Annotated in this window: 16 protein-coding genes; 10 read left to right on the top strand and 6 right to left on the bottom strand. The window is 63.8% G+C overall.

Going from position 1 to position 17,353, the window contains the following annotated elements:
• Positions 1 to 377 precede the first annotated feature (377 nt).
• Both J5M71_RS25190 and J5M71_RS25185 read right to left on the bottom strand, forming a co-directional pair.
• Positions 378 to 1,871, bottom strand: a complete 1,494-nt coding sequence (locus tag J5M71_RS25190; protein WP_085626064.1) for a CoA-acylating methylmalonate-semialdehyde dehydrogenase — start codon at positions 1,869 to 1,871, stop codon at positions 378 to 380.
• Between the two features lie 73 nt (positions 1,872 to 1,944).
• Positions 1,945 to 3,291 carry an aspartate aminotransferase family protein gene (locus tag J5M71_RS25185; protein WP_207838117.1) on the bottom strand — a complete coding sequence of 449 codons (1,347 nt, stop codon included), beginning with the start codon at positions 3,289 to 3,291 and terminating at the stop codon, positions 1,945 to 1,947.
• 118 nt (positions 3,292 to 3,409) lie between these two features.
• Here J5M71_RS25185 and J5M71_RS25180 point away from each other — a divergent pair, with 118 nt between their 5' ends.
• The 5 genes from J5M71_RS25180 to J5M71_RS25160 all read left to right on the top strand — a co-directional run bounded on the left by J5M71_RS25180 (position 3,410) and on the right by J5M71_RS25160 (position 7,936).
• Complete coding sequence (locus tag J5M71_RS25180) at positions 3,410 to 4,327, top strand: LysR family transcriptional regulator (RefSeq protein ID WP_046616867.1); 918 nt, start codon at positions 3,410 to 3,412, stop codon at positions 4,325 to 4,327.
• 90 nt (positions 4,328 to 4,417) lie between these two features.
• The gene (locus J5M71_RS25175) at positions 4,418 to 5,080 is read left to right on the top strand and encodes a TetR/AcrR family transcriptional regulator (RefSeq protein ID WP_012270360.1); all 663 of its coding nucleotides are present in this window, start codon (positions 4,418 to 4,420) and stop codon (positions 5,078 to 5,080) included.
• A 9-nt stretch (positions 5,081 to 5,089) separates the two neighbouring features.
• The gene (locus tag J5M71_RS25170) at positions 5,090 to 5,674 is read left to right on the top strand and encodes a YigZ family protein (protein WP_207838114.1); all 585 of its coding nucleotides are present in this window, start codon (positions 5,090 to 5,092) and stop codon (positions 5,672 to 5,674) included.
• Positions 5,675 to 6,215: 541 nt separating this feature from the next.
• Positions 6,216 to 6,902: an SDR family oxidoreductase gene (locus J5M71_RS25165; protein ID WP_207838112.1), complete on the top strand. Its 687-nt coding sequence runs from the start codon at positions 6,216 to 6,218 to the stop codon at positions 6,900 to 6,902.
• Between the two features lie 86 nt (positions 6,903 to 6,988).
• Positions 6,989 to 7,936: an adenosine deaminase gene (locus tag J5M71_RS25160; RefSeq protein WP_207838109.1), complete on the top strand. Its 948-nt coding sequence runs from the start codon at positions 6,989 to 6,991 to the stop codon at positions 7,934 to 7,936.
• 31 nt (positions 7,937 to 7,967) lie between these two features.
• Here J5M71_RS25160 and J5M71_RS25155 read toward each other — a convergent pair whose 3' ends face one another.
• Positions 7,968 to 8,681, bottom strand: coding sequence for a helix-turn-helix transcriptional regulator (locus tag J5M71_RS25155; protein ID WP_207838107.1), 714 nt, complete (start codon positions 8,679 to 8,681; stop codon positions 7,968 to 7,970).
• Positions 8,682 to 9,171: 490 nt separating this feature from the next.
• On the opposite strand from J5M71_RS25155, the gene J5M71_RS29395 reads away from it, so the two are divergent.
• A complete protein-coding gene (locus J5M71_RS29395; RefSeq protein ID WP_243434344.1) occupies positions 9,172 to 9,369 on the top strand; it encodes a hypothetical protein in 198 nt (65 codons plus the stop codon).
• On the opposite strand, the gene J5M71_RS25150 is transcribed toward J5M71_RS29395, so the two are convergent.
• Both J5M71_RS25150 and J5M71_RS25145 read right to left on the bottom strand, forming a co-directional pair.
• On the bottom strand, positions 9,320 to 10,501 hold the full coding sequence (locus J5M71_RS25150) for a multidrug effflux MFS transporter (RefSeq protein WP_207838105.1): 1,182 nt from the start codon (positions 10,499 to 10,501) through the stop codon (positions 9,320 to 9,322). The genes J5M71_RS29395 and J5M71_RS25150 overlap by 50 nt on opposite strands.
• Positions 10,502 to 10,694: 193 nt before the next feature.
• Positions 10,695 to 10,892: a cation transporter gene (locus tag J5M71_RS25145; protein ID WP_063911122.1), complete on the bottom strand. Its 198-nt coding sequence runs from the start codon at positions 10,890 to 10,892 to the stop codon at positions 10,695 to 10,697.
• Positions 10,893 to 11,036: 144 nt separating this feature from the next.
• On the opposite strand from J5M71_RS25145, the gene J5M71_RS25140 reads away from it, so the two are divergent.
• The 4 genes from J5M71_RS25140 to J5M71_RS25125 all read left to right on the top strand — a co-directional run bounded on the left by J5M71_RS25140 (position 11,037) and on the right by J5M71_RS25125 (position 16,393).
• A complete protein-coding gene (locus J5M71_RS25140) occupies positions 11,037 to 11,423 on the top strand; it encodes a hypothetical protein (protein ID WP_207838104.1) in 387 nt (128 codons plus the stop codon).
• 52 nt (positions 11,424 to 11,475) lie between these two features.
• On the top strand, positions 11,476 to 13,875 hold the full coding sequence (locus J5M71_RS25135; RefSeq protein ID WP_207838102.1) for a heavy metal translocating P-type ATPase: 2,400 nt from the start codon (positions 11,476 to 11,478) through the stop codon (positions 13,873 to 13,875).
• Positions 13,872 to 14,282 (top strand): Cu(I)-responsive transcriptional regulator, encoded by a 411-nt coding sequence (gene cueR, locus J5M71_RS25130; protein WP_063911119.1) that lies wholly within the window; start codon positions 13,872 to 13,874, stop codon positions 14,280 to 14,282. The genes J5M71_RS25135 and cueR overlap by 4 nt, the downstream gene beginning before the upstream one ends.
• Before the next feature lie 167 nt (positions 14,283 to 14,449).
• Entirely contained in the window at positions 14,450 to 16,393 is a 1,944-nt protein-coding gene (locus J5M71_RS25125) for a methyl-accepting chemotaxis protein (RefSeq protein WP_207838099.1), read from the top strand.
• Positions 16,394 to 16,438: 45 nt separating this feature from the next.
• Here the strand turns inward: J5M71_RS25125 and J5M71_RS25120 are convergent, their stop codons facing one another.
• Positions 16,439 to 17,218 (bottom strand): helix-turn-helix transcriptional regulator, encoded by a 780-nt coding sequence (locus tag J5M71_RS25120; RefSeq protein WP_207838095.1) that lies wholly within the window; start codon positions 17,216 to 17,218, stop codon positions 16,439 to 16,441.
• Positions 17,219 to 17,353: the final 135 nt, after the last annotated feature.

Raw genomic sequence — 17,353 nt, 5'->3', positions numbered from 1 at the left:
TCAACCGAGGCGCGCATTCTACGCTTTCCTCATTTGCTGTCAAGCGTTTATTTTGAAGTTTTTTGCGAGAAACTCGTTTGACTTCAAACACTTGACTCGCTGCGATCTCTCGTAGCGGGAGGCGAATAATACAGCGTTTAAAACCGCTGTCAACCTTCATCTCAACCGCTGGCGATCATTTGATCGAAGCCCTTTCAGCACCTTCCGGATCGTCTAACTCGTTGAATTTCAAGGAGTTTGTCGTTCCGTTGTCGCTGGAAGTGGGGCGCATTATAAGGGGATTCGAAGGGGCGTCAACCTTTAATTTCAAGAAACTTTAATATCGCTGAAAAACAAAGCGGGGAGGCCTACCGGCCTCCCCGCTTCTGCTTCATCCCTTACAAACTAGGGAACGCAAACTGCGAAGCCTCATGACTGGCCCGCTGCGGCCAGCGCTGGGTGATAGCCTTGCGGCGGGTATAGAAGCGCACCCCGTCCGGGCCATAGGCATGCAGGTCACCGAACAGCGAGCGCTTCCAGCCACCAAAGCTGTGGTAGGCCACCGGCACCGGCAGCGGTACGTTCACACCGACCATGCCCACTTCGATCTCATCGCAGAACAGGCGCGCCGCTTCACCGTCACGGGTGAAGATGCAGGTGCCATTGCCATACTCGTGATCATTGATCAGTTGCATGGCCTGCTCCAGGCTGTTCACACGCACTACGCACAGCACCGGGCCGAAGATCTCTTCCTTATAGATGCGCATCTCCGGGGTCACCTTGTCGAACAGGGTGCCACCGACGAAGTAGCCATCCTCATTACCGGCCACACGGAAGCCACGGCCATCCACCACCAGCTTGGCGCCAGCAGCAACACCGTCATCAATATAGCCCACCACCTTGTCACGGGCAGCAGCCGTCACCAGCGGGCCCATGTCCAGGCCGCACGAGGTGCCGGCACCAATCTTCAGTGCCTTGATCTGTGGTTCCAGCTTGGCAATCAGGGCGTCGGCCACCTGGTCACCCACGCACACCGCCACCGAAATGGCCATGCAACGCTCGCCGCACGAACCGTAGGCCGCACCCATCAGTGCGCTCACGGCGTTGTCCAGGTCGGCATCCGGCATCAGCACCGCGTGGTTCTTCGCACCACCCAGGGCTTGTACGCGCTTGCCGCGCTTGGTGCCTTCGGCGTAGATGTACTCGGCGATCGGCGTCGAACCGACGAAGCTCAGGGCCTTCACTTCCGGCGCTTCGATCAGCGCATCCACCGCTTCCTTGTCGCCGTGCACCACGTTGAGGATGCCCTTCGGCAGGCCGGCTTCCAGCAGCAGCTGGGCGATGAACAGGGTCGAGCTCGGGTCGCGCTCGGAAGGCTTGAGGATGAAGGCGTTACCGCAGGCGATGGCCAGTGGGTACATCCACAGTGGCACCATGGCCGGGAAGTTGAACGGGGTGATACCGGCAACCACGCCCAGCGGCTGGAAGTCGGACCAGGCATCGATGTTCGGGCCGACGTTGCGGCTGTACTCGCCTTTCAGCACTTCCGGCGCTGCGCAGGCGAATTCGACGTTCTCGATGCCACGCTTCAGTTCGCCGGCGGCATCCTCCAGGGTCTTGCCGTGCTCTTCGCTGATCATCTGCGCGATACGCGCTTCGTTCTGCTCCAGCAGTTGCTTGAAGCGGAACATCACCTGGGCGCGCTTGGCCGGTGGGGTGTTGCGCCAGGCCGGGAAAGCCGCCTTGGCCGAGTCGATCGCCTCCTGCACGGTCGCGCGGCTGGCCAGTTCGACCTTGCGCACGGCCTGGCCGGTGGACGGGTTGAAGACATCGGCGGTGCGCTCACCCTTGGTAACCAGTTCGCCGTGGATCAGGTGCTGAACAATGCTCATGCAAAACTCCAGATAAAGAAGGTAGAGGCAGGCGCGCGATGTGTTCACGCGCCTGGCATCAGAATCAGAACGATCAGTCGATCAGGTTCAGGGTTTCGCCCACAGCGTCGAACAGGCGGTCCAGCTCCTGCGGCGTGGTGTTGAAGGTTGGGCCGAACTGCAGGGTGTCGCCACCGAAGCGTACATAGAAGCCTGCCTTCCACAGTTTCATCGCCGCTTCGTATGGACGCACGATGGCATCACCGTCGCGGGCAGCGATCTGGATCGCGCCGGCCAGGCCGTAGTTGCGGATATCGACGATGTTCTTGGTGCCCTTCACGCCATGCAGCAGCTTCTCGAAGTGCGGCGCCAGCTCGGCGGCGGCCTGCACCAGGTTTTCCTTCTGCAGCAGGTCCAGCGCGGCGATACCGGCGGCACAGGCTACCGGGTGGGCCGAGTAGGTGTAGCCGTGCGGGAATTCCACGGCGTACTCCGGGGTCGGCTGGTTCATGAAGGTCTGGTAGATCTCGCTGCTGGCGATCACCGCACCCATCGGGATGGCGCCGTTGGTGACCTGCTTGGCGATGCACATCAGGTCCGGGGTCACGCCGAAGGCTTCAGAACCGGTCATCGCGCCCATGCGGCCAAAGCCGGTGATCACTTCGTCGAAAATCAGCAGGATGTTGTGCTGGGTGCAGATTTCACGCAGGCGCTTCAGGTAACCCTTCGGCGGCGGCAGTACGCCAGCCGAACCCGCCAGCGGCTCGACGATCACGGCAGCGATGTTGGAGGCGTCGTGCAGCTCGATCAGCTTGAGCATTTCGTCAGCCAGGGCGATACCGCCCTCTTCCGGCATGCCTTTGGAGAAGGCGTTCACCGGCAGCACGGTGTGAGGCAGGTGGTCGACATCCAGCAGCTGACCGAACAGCTTGCGGTTACCGTTGACGCCACCCAGGCTGGTGCCGGCGATGTTCACACCGTGGTAGCCACGGGCACGGCCGATGATCTTGGTCTTGGTCGCCTGGCCTTTCAGGCGCCAATAGGCACGCACCATCTTCAGCGCGGTGTCGGCACACTCGGAACCGGAGTTGGTATAGAACACATGGTTCAGGTCGCCCGGGGTCAGCTCGGTGATTTTCTCGGCCAGCTGGAACGACAGCGGGTGGCCGAACTGGAAGGCCGGGGAGTAGTCCAGGGTGCCGATCTGCCGAGCCACCGCCTCGGTGATTTCCTTGCGGGTGTGCCCGGCGCCGCAGGTCCACAAGCCCGACAGGGCATCGAAGATCTTGCGCCCCTGGTCGTCGAACAGGTAGTTGCCTTCGGCGGCCACGATCAGGCGTGGGTCGCGCTGGAAGTTGCGGTTGGCGGTGTAAGGCATCCAGTGGGCGTCCAGCTTCAGCTGGCTGGCGATACCGGCGGAGGCGGTTTCGGGCATGTTCATCGGCGGTTCCTCGGAAGACGATCAGGCAACGATGGATGTTGTTGCAGCTAACTTGGCACGGCGATAAAGTCTGAAAAAGCCAACATTTCTAATCTTCAGACAGGCCCTGACTAAACTAATGAGCCGACGCCCCGATCCACTCGCCCAAGTCAGCGATTTCGACATACGTCTGCTGAAGATCTACCGCAGTGTCGTCGAATGCGGCGGCTTCTCGGCCGCCGAAAACGTGCTGGGCATCGGCCGTTCGGCCATCAGCCAACAGATGAACGACCTCGAGCAACGCCTCGGTCTGCGCCTGTGCCAACGCGGCCGTGCCGGGTTCTCACTGACAGAGGAAGGCCGCGAGGTCTACCATTCGGCCCTGCAACTGCTCAGCGCCCTGGAAAGCTTCCGCACCGAAGTCAACGGCCTGCACCAGCATTTGCGGGGCGAGCTGAACATCGGCCTGACCGACAACCTGGTGACCCTGCCGCACATGCGCATCACCCATGCCTTGGCCGAGCTCAAGGACCGCGGCCCCGACGTGCGCATCCAGATCCGCATGATCGCCCCCAGCCAGGTCGAGCACGGCGTGCTCGACGGCAGCCTGCACGTCGGCGTGGTGCCGCAGACCAGCCCGCTGTCGGGCCTCGAGTACCAGCCGTTGTACAGCGAGCGCTCACTGCTGTACTGCGCGGTCGGCCACCCGCTGTTCTATGCCGATGACCAGCAGATCGACGACGACCGCCTCAACAGCCAGGAAGCCATCACCCCCACCTTCCGCCTGCCGGCCGAAATCCAGGCGCATTACCAGGCGCTGAACTGCACGGCCAGTGCTTCGGACCGTGAAGGCATGGCGTTTCTCATCCTTACCGGGCGCTACATCGGCTACCTGCCGGACCACTACGCCACGTTCTGGGTGCAGCAAGGCCGCTTGCGCGCCCTCAAGCCCCAACAACGCTTCTATGACCTGAGCCTCAGCTGGGTAACGCGCAAAGGCCGACGGCCTAACCTGGTGCTGGAAAGCTTCCTCGAAAGCCTGGCTGCGACACGCTGATGCCAGTCTGTGCCGCAAACGCTTGTCACTTCGGCACAGGCAGGTAATCTTGTCCGACAGCCGCAGCCACTGACCCGTACGGAATCGTCCATGACCCTAGAAGTCCCTGCGCATCGCCTCTCCGCCTCGGGCAAGCCCGCGGGCCGCATCCGCCAGAAGAACGAACAGGCCATTATCCAGGCCGCCGAAGACGAGTTTGCCCGCCATGGTTTCAAGGGCACCAGCATGAACACCATCGCCCTCAAGGCGGGGTTGCCCAAAGCCAACCTGCATTACTACTTCACCAACAAGCTGGGCCTGTACATTGCCGTGCTCAGCAACATCATCGAGTTGTGGGACAGCACCTTCAACGCCTTGAGCGTCGAGGATGACCCGGGCGAAGCCCTGAGCCAGTACATTCGCACCAAGATGGAGTTCTCCCGGCGCAACCCGCAAGCCTCGCGGATTTTCGCCATGGAAGTGATCAGCGGCGGCACCTGCCTTACGGAATATTTCAGTGCCGACTACCGCGAATGGTTCCGGGGCCGGGCCGCGGTGTTCCAGGCCTGGATCGAAGCCGGCAAGATGGACCCGGTCGATCCGGTGCACCTGATCTTCCTGCTGTGGGGCAGCACCCAGCACTACGCCGACTTCGCCACCCAGATCTGCCAGGTTACCGGCCGCAGCCGCCTGACCAAGCAGGACATGGAAGACGCGAGCAACAACCTTATCCACATCATCCTGAAAGGCTGCGGCATCAAGCCGGCTGCCTGACCGTCATTTATGCCTTCTACCCTGCTCGACCTCTGCGAATACCGCGAGGAAATCCGCAAAAGCCGCTTCATCACCCTCGCCGGGCCGATCAGCAGTGCCGCCGAAGCGATGAGTTTCATCGAACGCCATAGCGACCTGGCCGCGACCCACAACTGCTGGGCCTGGAAGCTCGGCGCCCAGTACCGCAGCAGCGATGACGGCGAACCTGGCGGTACCGCGGGGCGGCCAATCCTCGCGGCCATCGAAGCGCAGGACTGCGACCAGGTGGTGGTGCTGGTAATCCGCTGGTACGGCGGCATCCAGCTGGGTACCGGTGGCCTGGCCAGGGCCTACGGCGGCGGCGCCAACAAGTGCCTGCAACAGGCACCCAAGCGGCTGCTGGTGCAGCGCAGCGAATTCACCTGCAGTTGCAGTTTCAGCGAACTGGCGCTGGTGAAGTTGCGCCTGGCGGAGGTTGACGGCCTGGTCCTGGATGAGCAGTTCACCGCCAATGGCGTGGACCTGCTGATTGCACTCGGTGACGTCCACCTGGCCCCACTGCAGCAGCAGTTGGCCGACTTGAGCCGCGGACGCATTCTGCTCGAAGCACGCTGAACATTGCCCACAACAACTGTGGGCCGGCCTGTGGATAAGCTTGGGGCATTCGCTTGCAGGTCAATGTTTTCAAGGCCTACAGAGCTTTGATCATATTTTGATCACCGTTTGATGACAGCGGCAAACTGCTGAAAGCCCAGAAGTTATCCCCAGCACGAGGCCAGAGGCGCCAGCCTGCAGCCTCTCGGTTTGCACACAATAACTGTGGAACAGCCTGTGGATAACCCGTGCGCCAACAGGCGAAGTGCCCGCCCAGACAAGGGCGCGGCGCGACTGGTCGTTTTTTAGCCAGCTCGCACGCCGAATTACCCACAGGAGAACGCGATCCTTTGTGGGAGCGGCCTTGCGTCGCGATAGGGCCGCAAAGCGGCCCCGGCAATTCATGGGGTGTTGCTGAAATCCTGGTGCTGCTTCGCAGCCCATCGCGACACAAGGCCGCTCCCACAGGTACTGCACCGCTTTTGAATGAAGGGCCGCAAATTGGCCCCAGTGCATTATCCTCAATACCTTTCCCTGCAAACTGATCACGGAGTGCGTACACATGGCTAACGCAAAAACTGCACTTATCATCGGCGCCTCGCGCGGGCTGGGCCTGGGCCTGGTGCAGCGCCTGCACGAAGACGGCTGGAACATCACCGCCACCGTGCGCAACCCGCAGCAGCCCGGCGCCCTGGCCGATGTACCTGGCGTGCGCATCGAGCAGCTGGAAATGAACGATACGGCTCAACTCGATGGCCTGAAGCAACGCCTGCAAGGTCAAGTGTTCGACCTGGTATTCGTCAACGCCGGCGTCATGGGCCCCCTGCCGCAAGACCTGGAGGCGGTGCAGAACAAGGACATCGGCGACCTGTTCATGACCAACGCCGTGGCACCCATCCGCGTGGCCCGCCGCCTGGTCGGCCAGGTACGCGAAGGCAGCGGCGTGCTGGCCTTCATGAGCTCGATCCTGGGCAGCGTGACCATCCCCGACGGCGGCGAAGTCTGCCTGTACAAGGCCAGCAAGGCGGCCCTGAACTCGATGATCAACAGCTTCGTCGTCGAGCAACAACGCCCCGACCTGTGCGTGCTGGCCATGCACCCGGGCTGGGTGAAAACCGACATGGGCGGCGAAAACGCCGAGATCGATGTGCTGACCAGCACCCGCGGCATGCTCGAACAGATCAAGGCACAAAGCGGCAACGGCGGCCTGCGCTTCATCAACTACAAGGGCGAACCCTTGGTCTGGTGATTCACCGGGTCACAGCCTGGCCGGGCGCATTGCCCGGCCAGCCTCTGTAGAATGGCGGCAACCGTACCTGATCGAGATGACCCACTATGTATGATTGGTTGAACGCCCTGCCCAAGGCCGAACTGCACCTGCACCTGGAAGGCTCGCTGGAGCCCGAGCTGCTGTTCGCCCTGGCCGAGCGCAACAAGATCGCCCTGCCCTGGGCCGATGTGGAGACCTTGCGCGGTGCCTATGCCTTCAACAACCTGCAGGAGTTCCTCGACCTGTATTACCAGGGCGCCGACGTGCTGCGCACCGAGCAGGACTTCTACGACCTGACCTGGGCCTACCTGCAACGCTGCAAGGCGCAGAACGTGATCCACACCGAACCGTTCTTCGACCCACAGACCCACACCGACCGCGGCATCCCCTTCGAAGTGGTGCTCAACGGCATCAACCAGGCACTCAAGGACGGTCGCGAGCAACTGGGCATCAGCAGCGGCCTGATCCTCAGCTTCCTGCGCCACCTCAGCGAAGATGAAGCACAGAAAACCCTCGACCAGGCCCTGCCGTTCCGCGATGCCTTCATCGCCGTTGGCCTGGACAGCTCGGAAATGGGCCACCCACCAAGCAAGTTCCAGCGCGTGTTCGACCGCGCCCGCAGCGAAGGCTTGGTCGCCGTTGCCCATGCCGGCGAGGAAGGCCCGCCCGAGTACATCTGGGAAGCCCTGGACCTGCTGAAGGTCAAGCGTATCGACCACGGTGTGCGCGCCATCGAGGACGAGCGCCTGATGCAGCGCATCATCGACGAGCAGATCCCGCTCACGGTGTGCCCGCTGTCGAACACCAAGCTCTGCGTATTCGACCACATGAGCCAGCACAACATCCTCGACATGCTCGAGCGCGGCGTGAAGGTCACGGTCAATTCGGACGACCCGGCCTACTTCGGTGGCTACGTCACCGAGAACTTCCACGCCCTGTACACCCACCTGGGCATGACCGAAGACCAGGCCCGTCGGCTGGCCCAGAACAGCCTGGATGCCCGGCTGATCTGAATGACATGACGGCGACATGAAGGTGTCGCGGTCAACCGACCTGCCAGGTTGGCACGCGGGCAATGCGATTGATCTGCTGAACACCCAGTGCAGAGATATGCAATGCCCGCGAGTCCTCGGCCTCGCGCATCCACCCCGATTGCAGGAACAGCCGGAACAACGCCTGCCCCAGTACCCCGCCCAGGTGCGGCCCCTCATCGCTCCACTCGGTGCAGCGGCAGATCACACAGCCACGTTGCTGATGCGGTGCCAAGGCATCGATGTAGACCCCGACCAAAGCCAACTGCGCCCGCCCCTCCTCGCTCACCATCAGCTGGCGACCGCTACCCTCCAGCCAGCCGGCCACCACCAGACGGTGATACAGCTCACCGGCCAGTTCCCCACCCAGGTGATCGCCACAGCGACGCGCCCTGCGTATCGACATGGGCAGCGATGATACCGGCGCCTTGGCCCGCTCCCCCTTGGTACTCTCCAGCTGGACACTGGCCAGGGCCTCCACCGCCGCCCCGACTTGCGGGGTGGCAAGGCGGAAGTAGCGCTTGCGGCCCCGCGCTTCGTGCCGGAGCAAACCGGCCGACGACAACAGCGAAAGGTGAGCGCAGGCCGAGGACGAGGTCAGGCCGGTCATTACCGCGAGCTCGTTGGCCAGCCGCGGCGTGCCATCGATCAATGCCCACAACATGGCACTGCGTTTGGGGTCGGCCATCAGGCTGGCGATCTGGCTGATACTGCTGGCTGCGTTCATGTCCCTGTAACTCCCTGCAAGTTCACTGTGTGGATGCGATGGCCAACCCTGGCAGGGAAGCGCCTCTCGCTGGCACTGGCCTGGTTCGCCAGTATAAGCCGCAAAAAACGCCATTCAGGCAGCCCCGCGCAGTGGTGCCGCAGGCAAAAAAACCACTGGGTATGCCTACCCATGGCAAGCAGTGAAACGGTGCGTGAAACCTGCCCGGACCGCACAGGCAAGCAGCCCGGCACACCCTGGCAGGGGCACGGGAACGACAGGCGGAAAAAACACCGAATGCAACTTCGGACGCGGCCGACACCTGATTTCCACAAGTAGCGCAAGCCAAAGCGAAGGTTCCACATGCTTGCGGGCATTGCGCCCCAAGCAGGCAAAAGCGTGCAGAAAAGTTTCCAGTCGACCGTCAGTCAGGACACTGAAGCAGGTCATGGCAGGAAGGAGGGGTAGCGCTACACTTCATCCGCTCTCCCCCCTTTGGAGGTATGCCGCGATGAAAATTGTCGTCAGCGCGTCGAGCCGAAACCCCGCCTGCCCCTGGCAGGTTCAGCTCGATCAACACGTGGTCAGTTTCCGCAGCGAGGCCGAGGCGCGTGCCTTCGTCGCCACGCTGGAAACCCGCCTGCAGGCACCTCACCCGCTTATGCGGGAACCTTGGCCGGCAAACGGCGGGTCAGCAGCGCGACACTGACCACCAGTGCCCCGCACAAGCTGATCACCAGCGCCATCGGCACCGCACTACCATCATGCAGCAGCCCGACCAGCGCCGCTGCGCCGGCGGCGACACTGAACTGCAGGCAGCCCATCAGCGCCGAGGCACTCCCGGCCCGCGTGCCCTGACCGCTCATGGCACAGGCAGAGGCGTTGGGGATGATGCAACCGAGGCTGGAAATGCAGACGAACAGCGGTACCAGCAATGGCCACAGCTGTGTTGGTCGCAATGCCGCCACGCCCAGCAACGTCAGGCCCGCAGCCAGGTACAACCACACCGCACGCGCCAGCAGGAACGCCGGCCCACGCTTGGCCAGCAAGCGTGCATTCACCTGCGCCACCAGGATAAAGCCGGCAGCATTGGTGCCGAATAACCAGCCGTAATGCTCGGCCGGCACGCCGTAGAGCTTGATGAACACGAAAGGTGAACCGGCGATGTAGGCAAACATGCCGGCAATGGCGATACCACCGGTCAAGGCATGGCCGATGAACACCCGGTCAGCGAGCAGACGCATGTACTGACGCAAGGCGCCAGCCAGCGGTTGCCGCGGTATGTGCTCGGGCAGGCTTTCCGGCAGGCCCAGGCTGACCGCCAGCAGGCAACCTGCACTGAACAGGCTAAGGGCGAGGAAGATCGATTGCCAGCCGGCCAGGTTCACCAACACCCCGCCCAGCATCGGTGCCAGGATTGGCGCCAGCCCCATGACCAGCATCAGTTGCGAGAACACCTTGGCCGAGGCCACCGGGTCGCACTTGTCACTGACAATGGCCCGCGACAGCACCATCCCGGCGCAACCGCCCAGCGCCTGTACGAAACGCGCCAGCACCAGGGTGTCGAGGTTGGGGGCATAGGCACAGGCCAGTGACGCCAGGGTGAACAGGGTCACCCCGAACATCAGCGGCTTGCGTCGGCCAAAGCGGTCAGCCACCGGCCCGTAGGCCAGTTGCCCGATGGACAGGCCAAGGAAGTAGGCGGCCAAGGTGGCCTGGACGTGTTTTTCATCGGTGGCGAACGCCTGCGCCATGGCCGGGAAGGCGGGCAGGTAGAAGTCGATCGCCAAAGGCCCGAACGCACTGAGTGCGCCCAGGATGAGCACCATTCGCAGGTTCATCAGGAATCCATAGCAGGCTAAGCAAGTGCTTGATTCTACCTGCTGTGGACCCTATCGACATGAAAACATTTGCAACAATACTGGGCCTGGTGCGGCCCCTGTAGGAGCGGGCGTGCCCGTGAATCAGGCGGCGCGGTGGATGGCACCGGTTGCGCCGGTGTTCGCGGGCACGCCCGCTCCCACAGGTCAGTATTCAGGCCGCCTCGGCCTGATAACCTTCATCGCGAATGGCCGTGAGAATCTGCTCCTGCGCCAACTCACTCTGCACCCGTACCTGCCTGGCCGCCAGGTCGACCTCCACCTTGGCCGCGGCATCCTGCTCCTGCACCGCCCGGGTCACGGCTTTCACGCAATGGCCACAGGTCATGCCTTGTACATTGAACACTTGCATGGGGTTACCTCCTTCAGGTTTTCCACGAGTCTCAAGCTTGCCATCGGGGCAAGGTCAAGTCCTGCCGACAACAGCCGGGGTGGAAATCCGCGCGCGCGTCGGCCAAGCTGCGCCTTTGATGATCAGGCAAGCAGGAGATTTTTCATGTTCAGGGCAGCATTGGGCGTCGTCGGGCTGTTGAGCACGCTGGCTGCAGTGCCACCGGCCAGCGCCGAGGGCAACTCGGACTACAGCGTGCTGATCATTTCCCGGGAGCGCCTGGAAGTGGCCACCAGTTGCGAAATCGGCATCTACCTCAACGACCAGCTCTCCGGGCGCGTATTCCAGGAGCAGTCCACCTCGTTCAACCTGCCGCCCGGCCCGGTAGACGTGCGCCTGCGCCTGCTGCCCGGGCAAATGCCCGGCTGCGCCGCGGGTGTCGAGGACCAGCGCAGCACACGATTGAACCTGCAGGCGGGCCAGATCAACAAATACCGCATCGCCATGGGGCACTATGGGCTGGAGTTGAAGCGAGCCGGCCTGGGCTATTGACCTTACCTGCGTGGCAAGGTTGATGCTGGAGGCCTGTCCAAGGAGGAGAGCCATGCCCGCATCCACCACATACGACCTGCCGATCTCCGGCATGACCTGCGCCAGCTGTGCCGGCCGGGTCGAGCGCGCCCTGCGCAAGGTCACCGGCGCTGAACAGGTCAGCGTCAACCTCGCCACCGAACAGGCCCGGGTCCAGGCCCCGGCCAACAGCCTGCCCGCCCTCGTCGACGCCGTACGCGAAGCCGGCTATGGCGTGCCCACCCGCACCGTCGAACTGCAGATTGGCGGCATGACCTGCGCCAGTTGCGTCGGCCGCGTAGAGCGCGCCCTCGGCAAGCTGCCGGGGGTTGAGCAGGTCAGCGTCAACCTGGCCAGCGAACGCGCACACCTCGAAGTGCTCGCGGCCCTCGACGACAACCTGCTGATCGACGCCGTGCAAAAGGCCGGCTACAGCGCCAGCCTGCCGCAAGCCGCCAAGGCCGACCAGCCTGCTACCCAACGCCGCCTGCGTAACGAACGCCTGGCGGTCGCTGCAGCGTTGCTGCTCGCCCTGCCGCTGGTGGTGCCAATGGTAGTGCAGCCGTTTGGCCTGCACTGGATGTTGCCAGCGTGGGTGCAGTTCCTGCTGGCCACGCCGGTGCAGTTCATTCTCGGCGCGCGTTTCTACGTGGCCGCCTGGAAAGCCGTGCGCGCCGGTGCCGGCAACATGGACCTGCTGGTGGCCCTGGGCACCAGCGCCGGTTACGGCTTGAGCCTGTACCAGTGGGCGCAAGCCCCCGCCGGCATGGCCCCGCACCTGTACTTCGAAGCCTCGGCCGTGGTGATTGCCCTGGTGCTGCTGGGCAAGTACCTGGAAAGCCGCGCCAAACGCCAGACCGCCAGCGCCATCCGGGCCCTCGAAGCCTTGCGCCCGGAACGTGCCGTGCGCCTGGTCGATGGCCAGGAAGAAGACGTGGCCATTGCCCAACTGCGCCTTGGCGACCTGGTACTGGTCAAACCCGGCGAGCGCTTCCCGGTCGATGGCGTGGTCGAAGACGGCAGCAGCCATGCCGATGAAGCCCTGATCAGCGGCGAGAGCCTGCCGGTGCCCAAGCAACCCGGGGACAGCGTCACCGGTGGCGCCATCAATGGCGAAGGCCGGCTGCTGGTCCGTACCCAGGCACTGGGTACCGAAACCGTGCTGGCGCGCATCATCCGCCTGGTGGAAGACGCCCAGGCGGCCAAGGCGCCAATCCAGAAGCTGGTCGACCGGGTCAGCCAGGTATTCGTCCCGGCCGTGCTGGTACTGGCGCTGATCACCCTGGTCGGCTGGTGGCTGGCTGGCGCACCGCTGGAAACCGCGCTGATCAACGCCGTCGCCGTGCTGGTCATCGCCTGCCCCTGCGCCCTCGGCCTGGCCACACCCGCAGCGATCATGGCCGGCACCGGGGTCGCCGCCCGCCATGGCATCCTGATCAAGGACGCAGAAGCCCTGGAGCGAGCCCATGCGGTCAACCGTGTGGTGTTCGACAAGACCGGCACCCTCACCTCCGGCAGCCCGCGCGTTGTCCACAGCCAGGCGCAGGTGGGCAGCAGCGCCGACCTGCACCGCCTGGCCGGCGCCCTGCAGCGCGGCAGCGAACACCCGCTGGCCAAGGCGGTACTGGATGCCTGTGCCGAACAGGGCCTGGACGTGCCTGCTGTTGCCGACAGCCAGTCGCTGACCGGGCGTGGTATCGCCGGGCGCGTGGAGGGCCGCGAGCTGGCCTTGGGCAACCGCCGGCTGCTCGACGAAAGCGCCCTGCCACCCGGTGACCTGGCCGCGAAGGCCCAGGCCTGGGAAGCCGAGGGGCGCACCCTGTCATGGCTGATCGAACGCGGCGCACAGCCGCGGGTGCTGGGCCTGTTCGCCTTCGGTGACAGCCTCAAGCCCGGCGCCGCGCAGGCGATCGATACCCTGCACGCGCAACGCATCAGCAGCCACCTGCTGACCGGCGACAACCGCGGCAGCGCCAAAGTGGTGGCCGACGCCCTGGGCATCGACGACGTGCATGCCGAAGTGCTGCCGGCCGACAAGGCCGCGACCGTGGCCGCACTGAAGCAGGATGGCGTGGTTGCCATGGTCGGTGATGGCATCAACGATGCACCGGCGCTGGCTGCAGCCGATATCGGCATCGCCATGGGTGGCGGTACCGACGTGGCCATGCAGGCCGCCGGCATCACCCTGATGCGCGGCGACCCACGCCTGGTACCGGCCGCCCTGGAGATCAGCCGCAAGACCTATGCGAAGATCCGCCAGAACCTGTTCTGGGCGTTCATCTACAACCTGATCGGCATCCCGCTGGCTGCGCTGGGTTACCTCAACCCGGTACTGGCCGGCGCCGCCATGGCCCTGTCCAGCGTCAGCGTGGTGAGCAACGCGCTGTGGCTCAAGGCCTGGAAACCCACCAGCAACACTCAGGAGGCCCCATGAACATCGGCCAGGCCGCCCGCCGCAGCGGGCTCAGCACCAAGATGATCCGTTACTACGAGTCCATCGGCCTGCTCAAGCCCGCCACGCGCAGCGACAGCGGCTACCGCCTGTACCAGGCGGAAGACTTGCACAGCCTGGCCTTCATCAAGCGTTCCCGCGACCTGGGCTTTTCCCTCGAGGAGGTCGGCAAGCTGCTGACCCTGTGGCAGGACCGCCAACGCGCCAGCGCTGATGTGAAAGCGCTGGCCATGCAACATATCGATGAACTGAACCGGCGCATCGAAGAGCTGGTGAGCCTGCGCGACACCCTCGGCGAACTGGTCTCGCACTGCCAGGGGGACGAGCGCCCGGACTGCCCGATCCTCAAGGACCTGGCCAACGGCGCTGCGGGCGGCTGCTGTCACTGAGGCGCCCCGCAACCCTTTGGTATGCCATATACGTCCAAACACGACCGAATAGTCACCAACTGCGACTTTGTCCAATAAATACGGGCGTTTTCCTACATTAAACCCGGATGCTGCCGATGCAGTTGTTACCTGCCTCGTGTATCGAAAATAAAAATCCGGGAGCGTCGATGAGCATCAAACAGAAACTGACCTGGGCATTCGCGGTCATCGCCGGCTTGCCCATCGTCCTTGTGGCCACCCTGGTGGTCCTCAACCTGCGTGGCGAAGCCCGCGACGGATTCCTCGATGGCAGCAGCCGGGAAATCCGCCAGGTCAGCAACGCAATGAACATCTTCTTCCAGGGCATCAACCAGAACGTCGAGTACATGGCCTCGCAGCCCCTGGTCGCCGCCACGGGCAGCGAACTGAACAAGTACATGAGCGCAACCCCGTCCTATGAACTGGGCGACCATGCCAGCAAAGTGCTGGAGTTCATGACTCGTCTGGCCACCACGCACCCCAGCTATGCGTACCTGTCCTACGGGGTGAATGACGGTGGTTACGTCGGCTGGCCGGCCGGGCAGAAGTTCGTCAATTACGACCCGCGCACCCGCCCCTGGTACCAATTGGCCATGGCCAACCCTGGCAAGACCTTGCGTACCGGCGCCTACTACTGGGCTGCCGACGACGCCGTGCTGGTCAGTACCGTGCGCACCGTCGCCAACCAGCTGGGCAACCCTGGGGGCGTGGTCAACGTCGACGTGTCGCTCAAAGGCCTCACCGAGATCGTCCAGCAGATCAAGCTGGGCGAAAGCGGCTACTTGCTGCTGGTGGAAAACAACGGCAACGTACTGGTCGACCCCCGTGACGCCAAGCACAACTTCAAGCAACTGGCGAGCTTTGGCGACGGGTACGCCGAGCTGGCCAAGCACGGCAAGGGGCTGGCCGAAGTGGAGCTCAATGGCGTGCGCTACATGGCCAACATCTACCCGGATGAACAGCTGGGCTGGACCTTGATCGGCCTGATCGAGCAAAGCGAAGTGATGCAGACCACCACCCGCCTGACCTGGCTGATCGGCATCGTGGCCGTGGTGCTGGCTGCGCTGTTCGCCGTGGTTGGCGCCACCTTCGCCAAGCTGATCGTGCGTCCGATCAACAGCGTCACCAGCGGCCTGGAAGATATCGCCCAGGGCGAAGGCGACCTGACCCGCAACCTGGAAATCCGTGGCCGTGACGAAACCGCGCAACTGGCCAACTGGTTCAACCAGTTCCTCGGCGCCATTCGCAGCCTGATCCAGCACATCGGTACTGCCGCCAGCAAGATCCTCAGCACCTCCAGCAGCTCGACCCGGGTTTCCAGCGACATGGCCGAAGCCGCAGGCCGCCAGCGCGAAGCAGTGGACATGGTCTCCACCGCCTTCCACGAAATGGTCGCCACCGCCAACGAAGTGGCTCGCTCCTGCAGCCAGGCGGCGCAGTCGGCCGACAGCGGCCAGCAACAGGCACGCGAAGGGCAGCAGCAGATCGATGCCGCAGTACACAGCGTCGACCGCCTGAGCCAGGAGATCGAACAGTCGGCGCAGTCGATCCAGCAGTTGGAGCGTGACAGCAACGCCATCCAGTCGATCCTCGGCACCATCCGCTCGATTGCCGAGCAGACCAACCTGCTGGCGCTCAACGCCGCCATCGAAGCGGCCCGTGCCGGCGAGCAGGGCCGTGGCTTTGCCGTGGTCGCCGACGAAGTGCGTGCGCTGGCCAAGCGGACTGCCGACTCCACCGCCGAGATCGACGGCCTGCTGGGCAACCTGGCCAGCCGCACCGCCGAAGTGGCCGCACAGATGCACGCCAGCCTGGAGGTTTCGCAGCAGTCGGTGAGCCGCATCGGCCTGGCCCGTGACAGCTTCGGGCAGATCCGCGAGTCGGTGGATGTGATCCGCGACATGAACACCCAGATCGCCACGGCGGCCGAAGAGCAGCACCAGGTGGCCGAGGACATCAACCGGCACATCAGCCAGATTCACGGCGATGCGCAGCTGGTGGCGGAACTTGCCCAGGCGGCGCGGGTGGATTCGGAGAGCCTGGCCGGGTTGTCCAATGAGCTGGATGCACTGGTGCGCAGGTTCCGTACCTGATGTGTTGCCTGTGCCCGCGAAGAGGCCGGCACAGGCGACCAATCACTAAAGCTTCAATTCTCCCGGCGTCGCGCCGAACAATTGCTTGAACGCCGCAATGTAAGCCGAGGTGGAGTCATACCCACACCCCAACGCCGCCTCGGTCACACTCTCCCCCGCCTCCAGCAGCGCCAGCGATGACAACAGCCGCATACGCTGCCGCCAGTTGCGAAAGCTCAAACCCGTCTCCCGCTGGAACAGCCGCATCAGCGTCTTCTCCGAACACCCCAACTCCCGCGCCCACTGCTGCAAGGTCTGCGGCTGGTCCGGTGCAGCGATCAGGCCATTGCACAGCGCCAGCAACCCCGGGTGCCGTGGCAGTGGCAGCGAAAAACCGACCTCGGGCAGCGTGCGCAACTGGTCGAGCAGCACCGCCACCAGCCGCGCCTCGGCGCTGTCACCCTCCGGGTAGTCTGCCGGGAACAGGCAGAACTGCTTGATCAGTTCGCGCGCCAGCGGGGTCACTTCCAGCACACGGCACTGTTCCGGTGCCCATGGGCAGGCATCCCGGCGCACGTACAGGCTGCGCATTTCGGCCTGCATCGAGGTGACCACCTCATGTTCGGCATCGGCTGGTATCCACACGCCCCACTGAGGCGGAGCGAAGTAGCTGCCCTCGTGGGTATACACCCCGAGGACGCCGCTGATCGCGTAGGAGAACTGCACCCAGTCGTGCTGGTGGCGGGTGGTCCAGGAGCCGGCGCCGAGGCTTTCGGCACGGGCATAGAGCGGCCTGGGCAGGTGGTCCAGCGCCGGGATGGCGCGGGGGTGTCCGATGATCGGCATGGCGGCTTCTTGTAGTTCTGATCAGACAAGCCTAACAGTTGATTCATGGTCAAGTCAGGCGCGCTCCCACAGGGTTTGCCTCAGCGCTCTACGATAACCGTCACCCCCTGCCCACCCGCCGCGCAGATCGAAATC

The sequence above is a fragment of the Pseudomonas sp. 43(2021) genome (assembly GCF_017490805.1).
Lineage (GTDB): Bacteria > Pseudomonadota > Gammaproteobacteria > Pseudomonadales > Pseudomonadaceae > Aquipseudomonas.
Note: the sequence above shows the minus strand (reverse complement) of the source record. Positions and strands in the feature narration are given on the sequence as shown.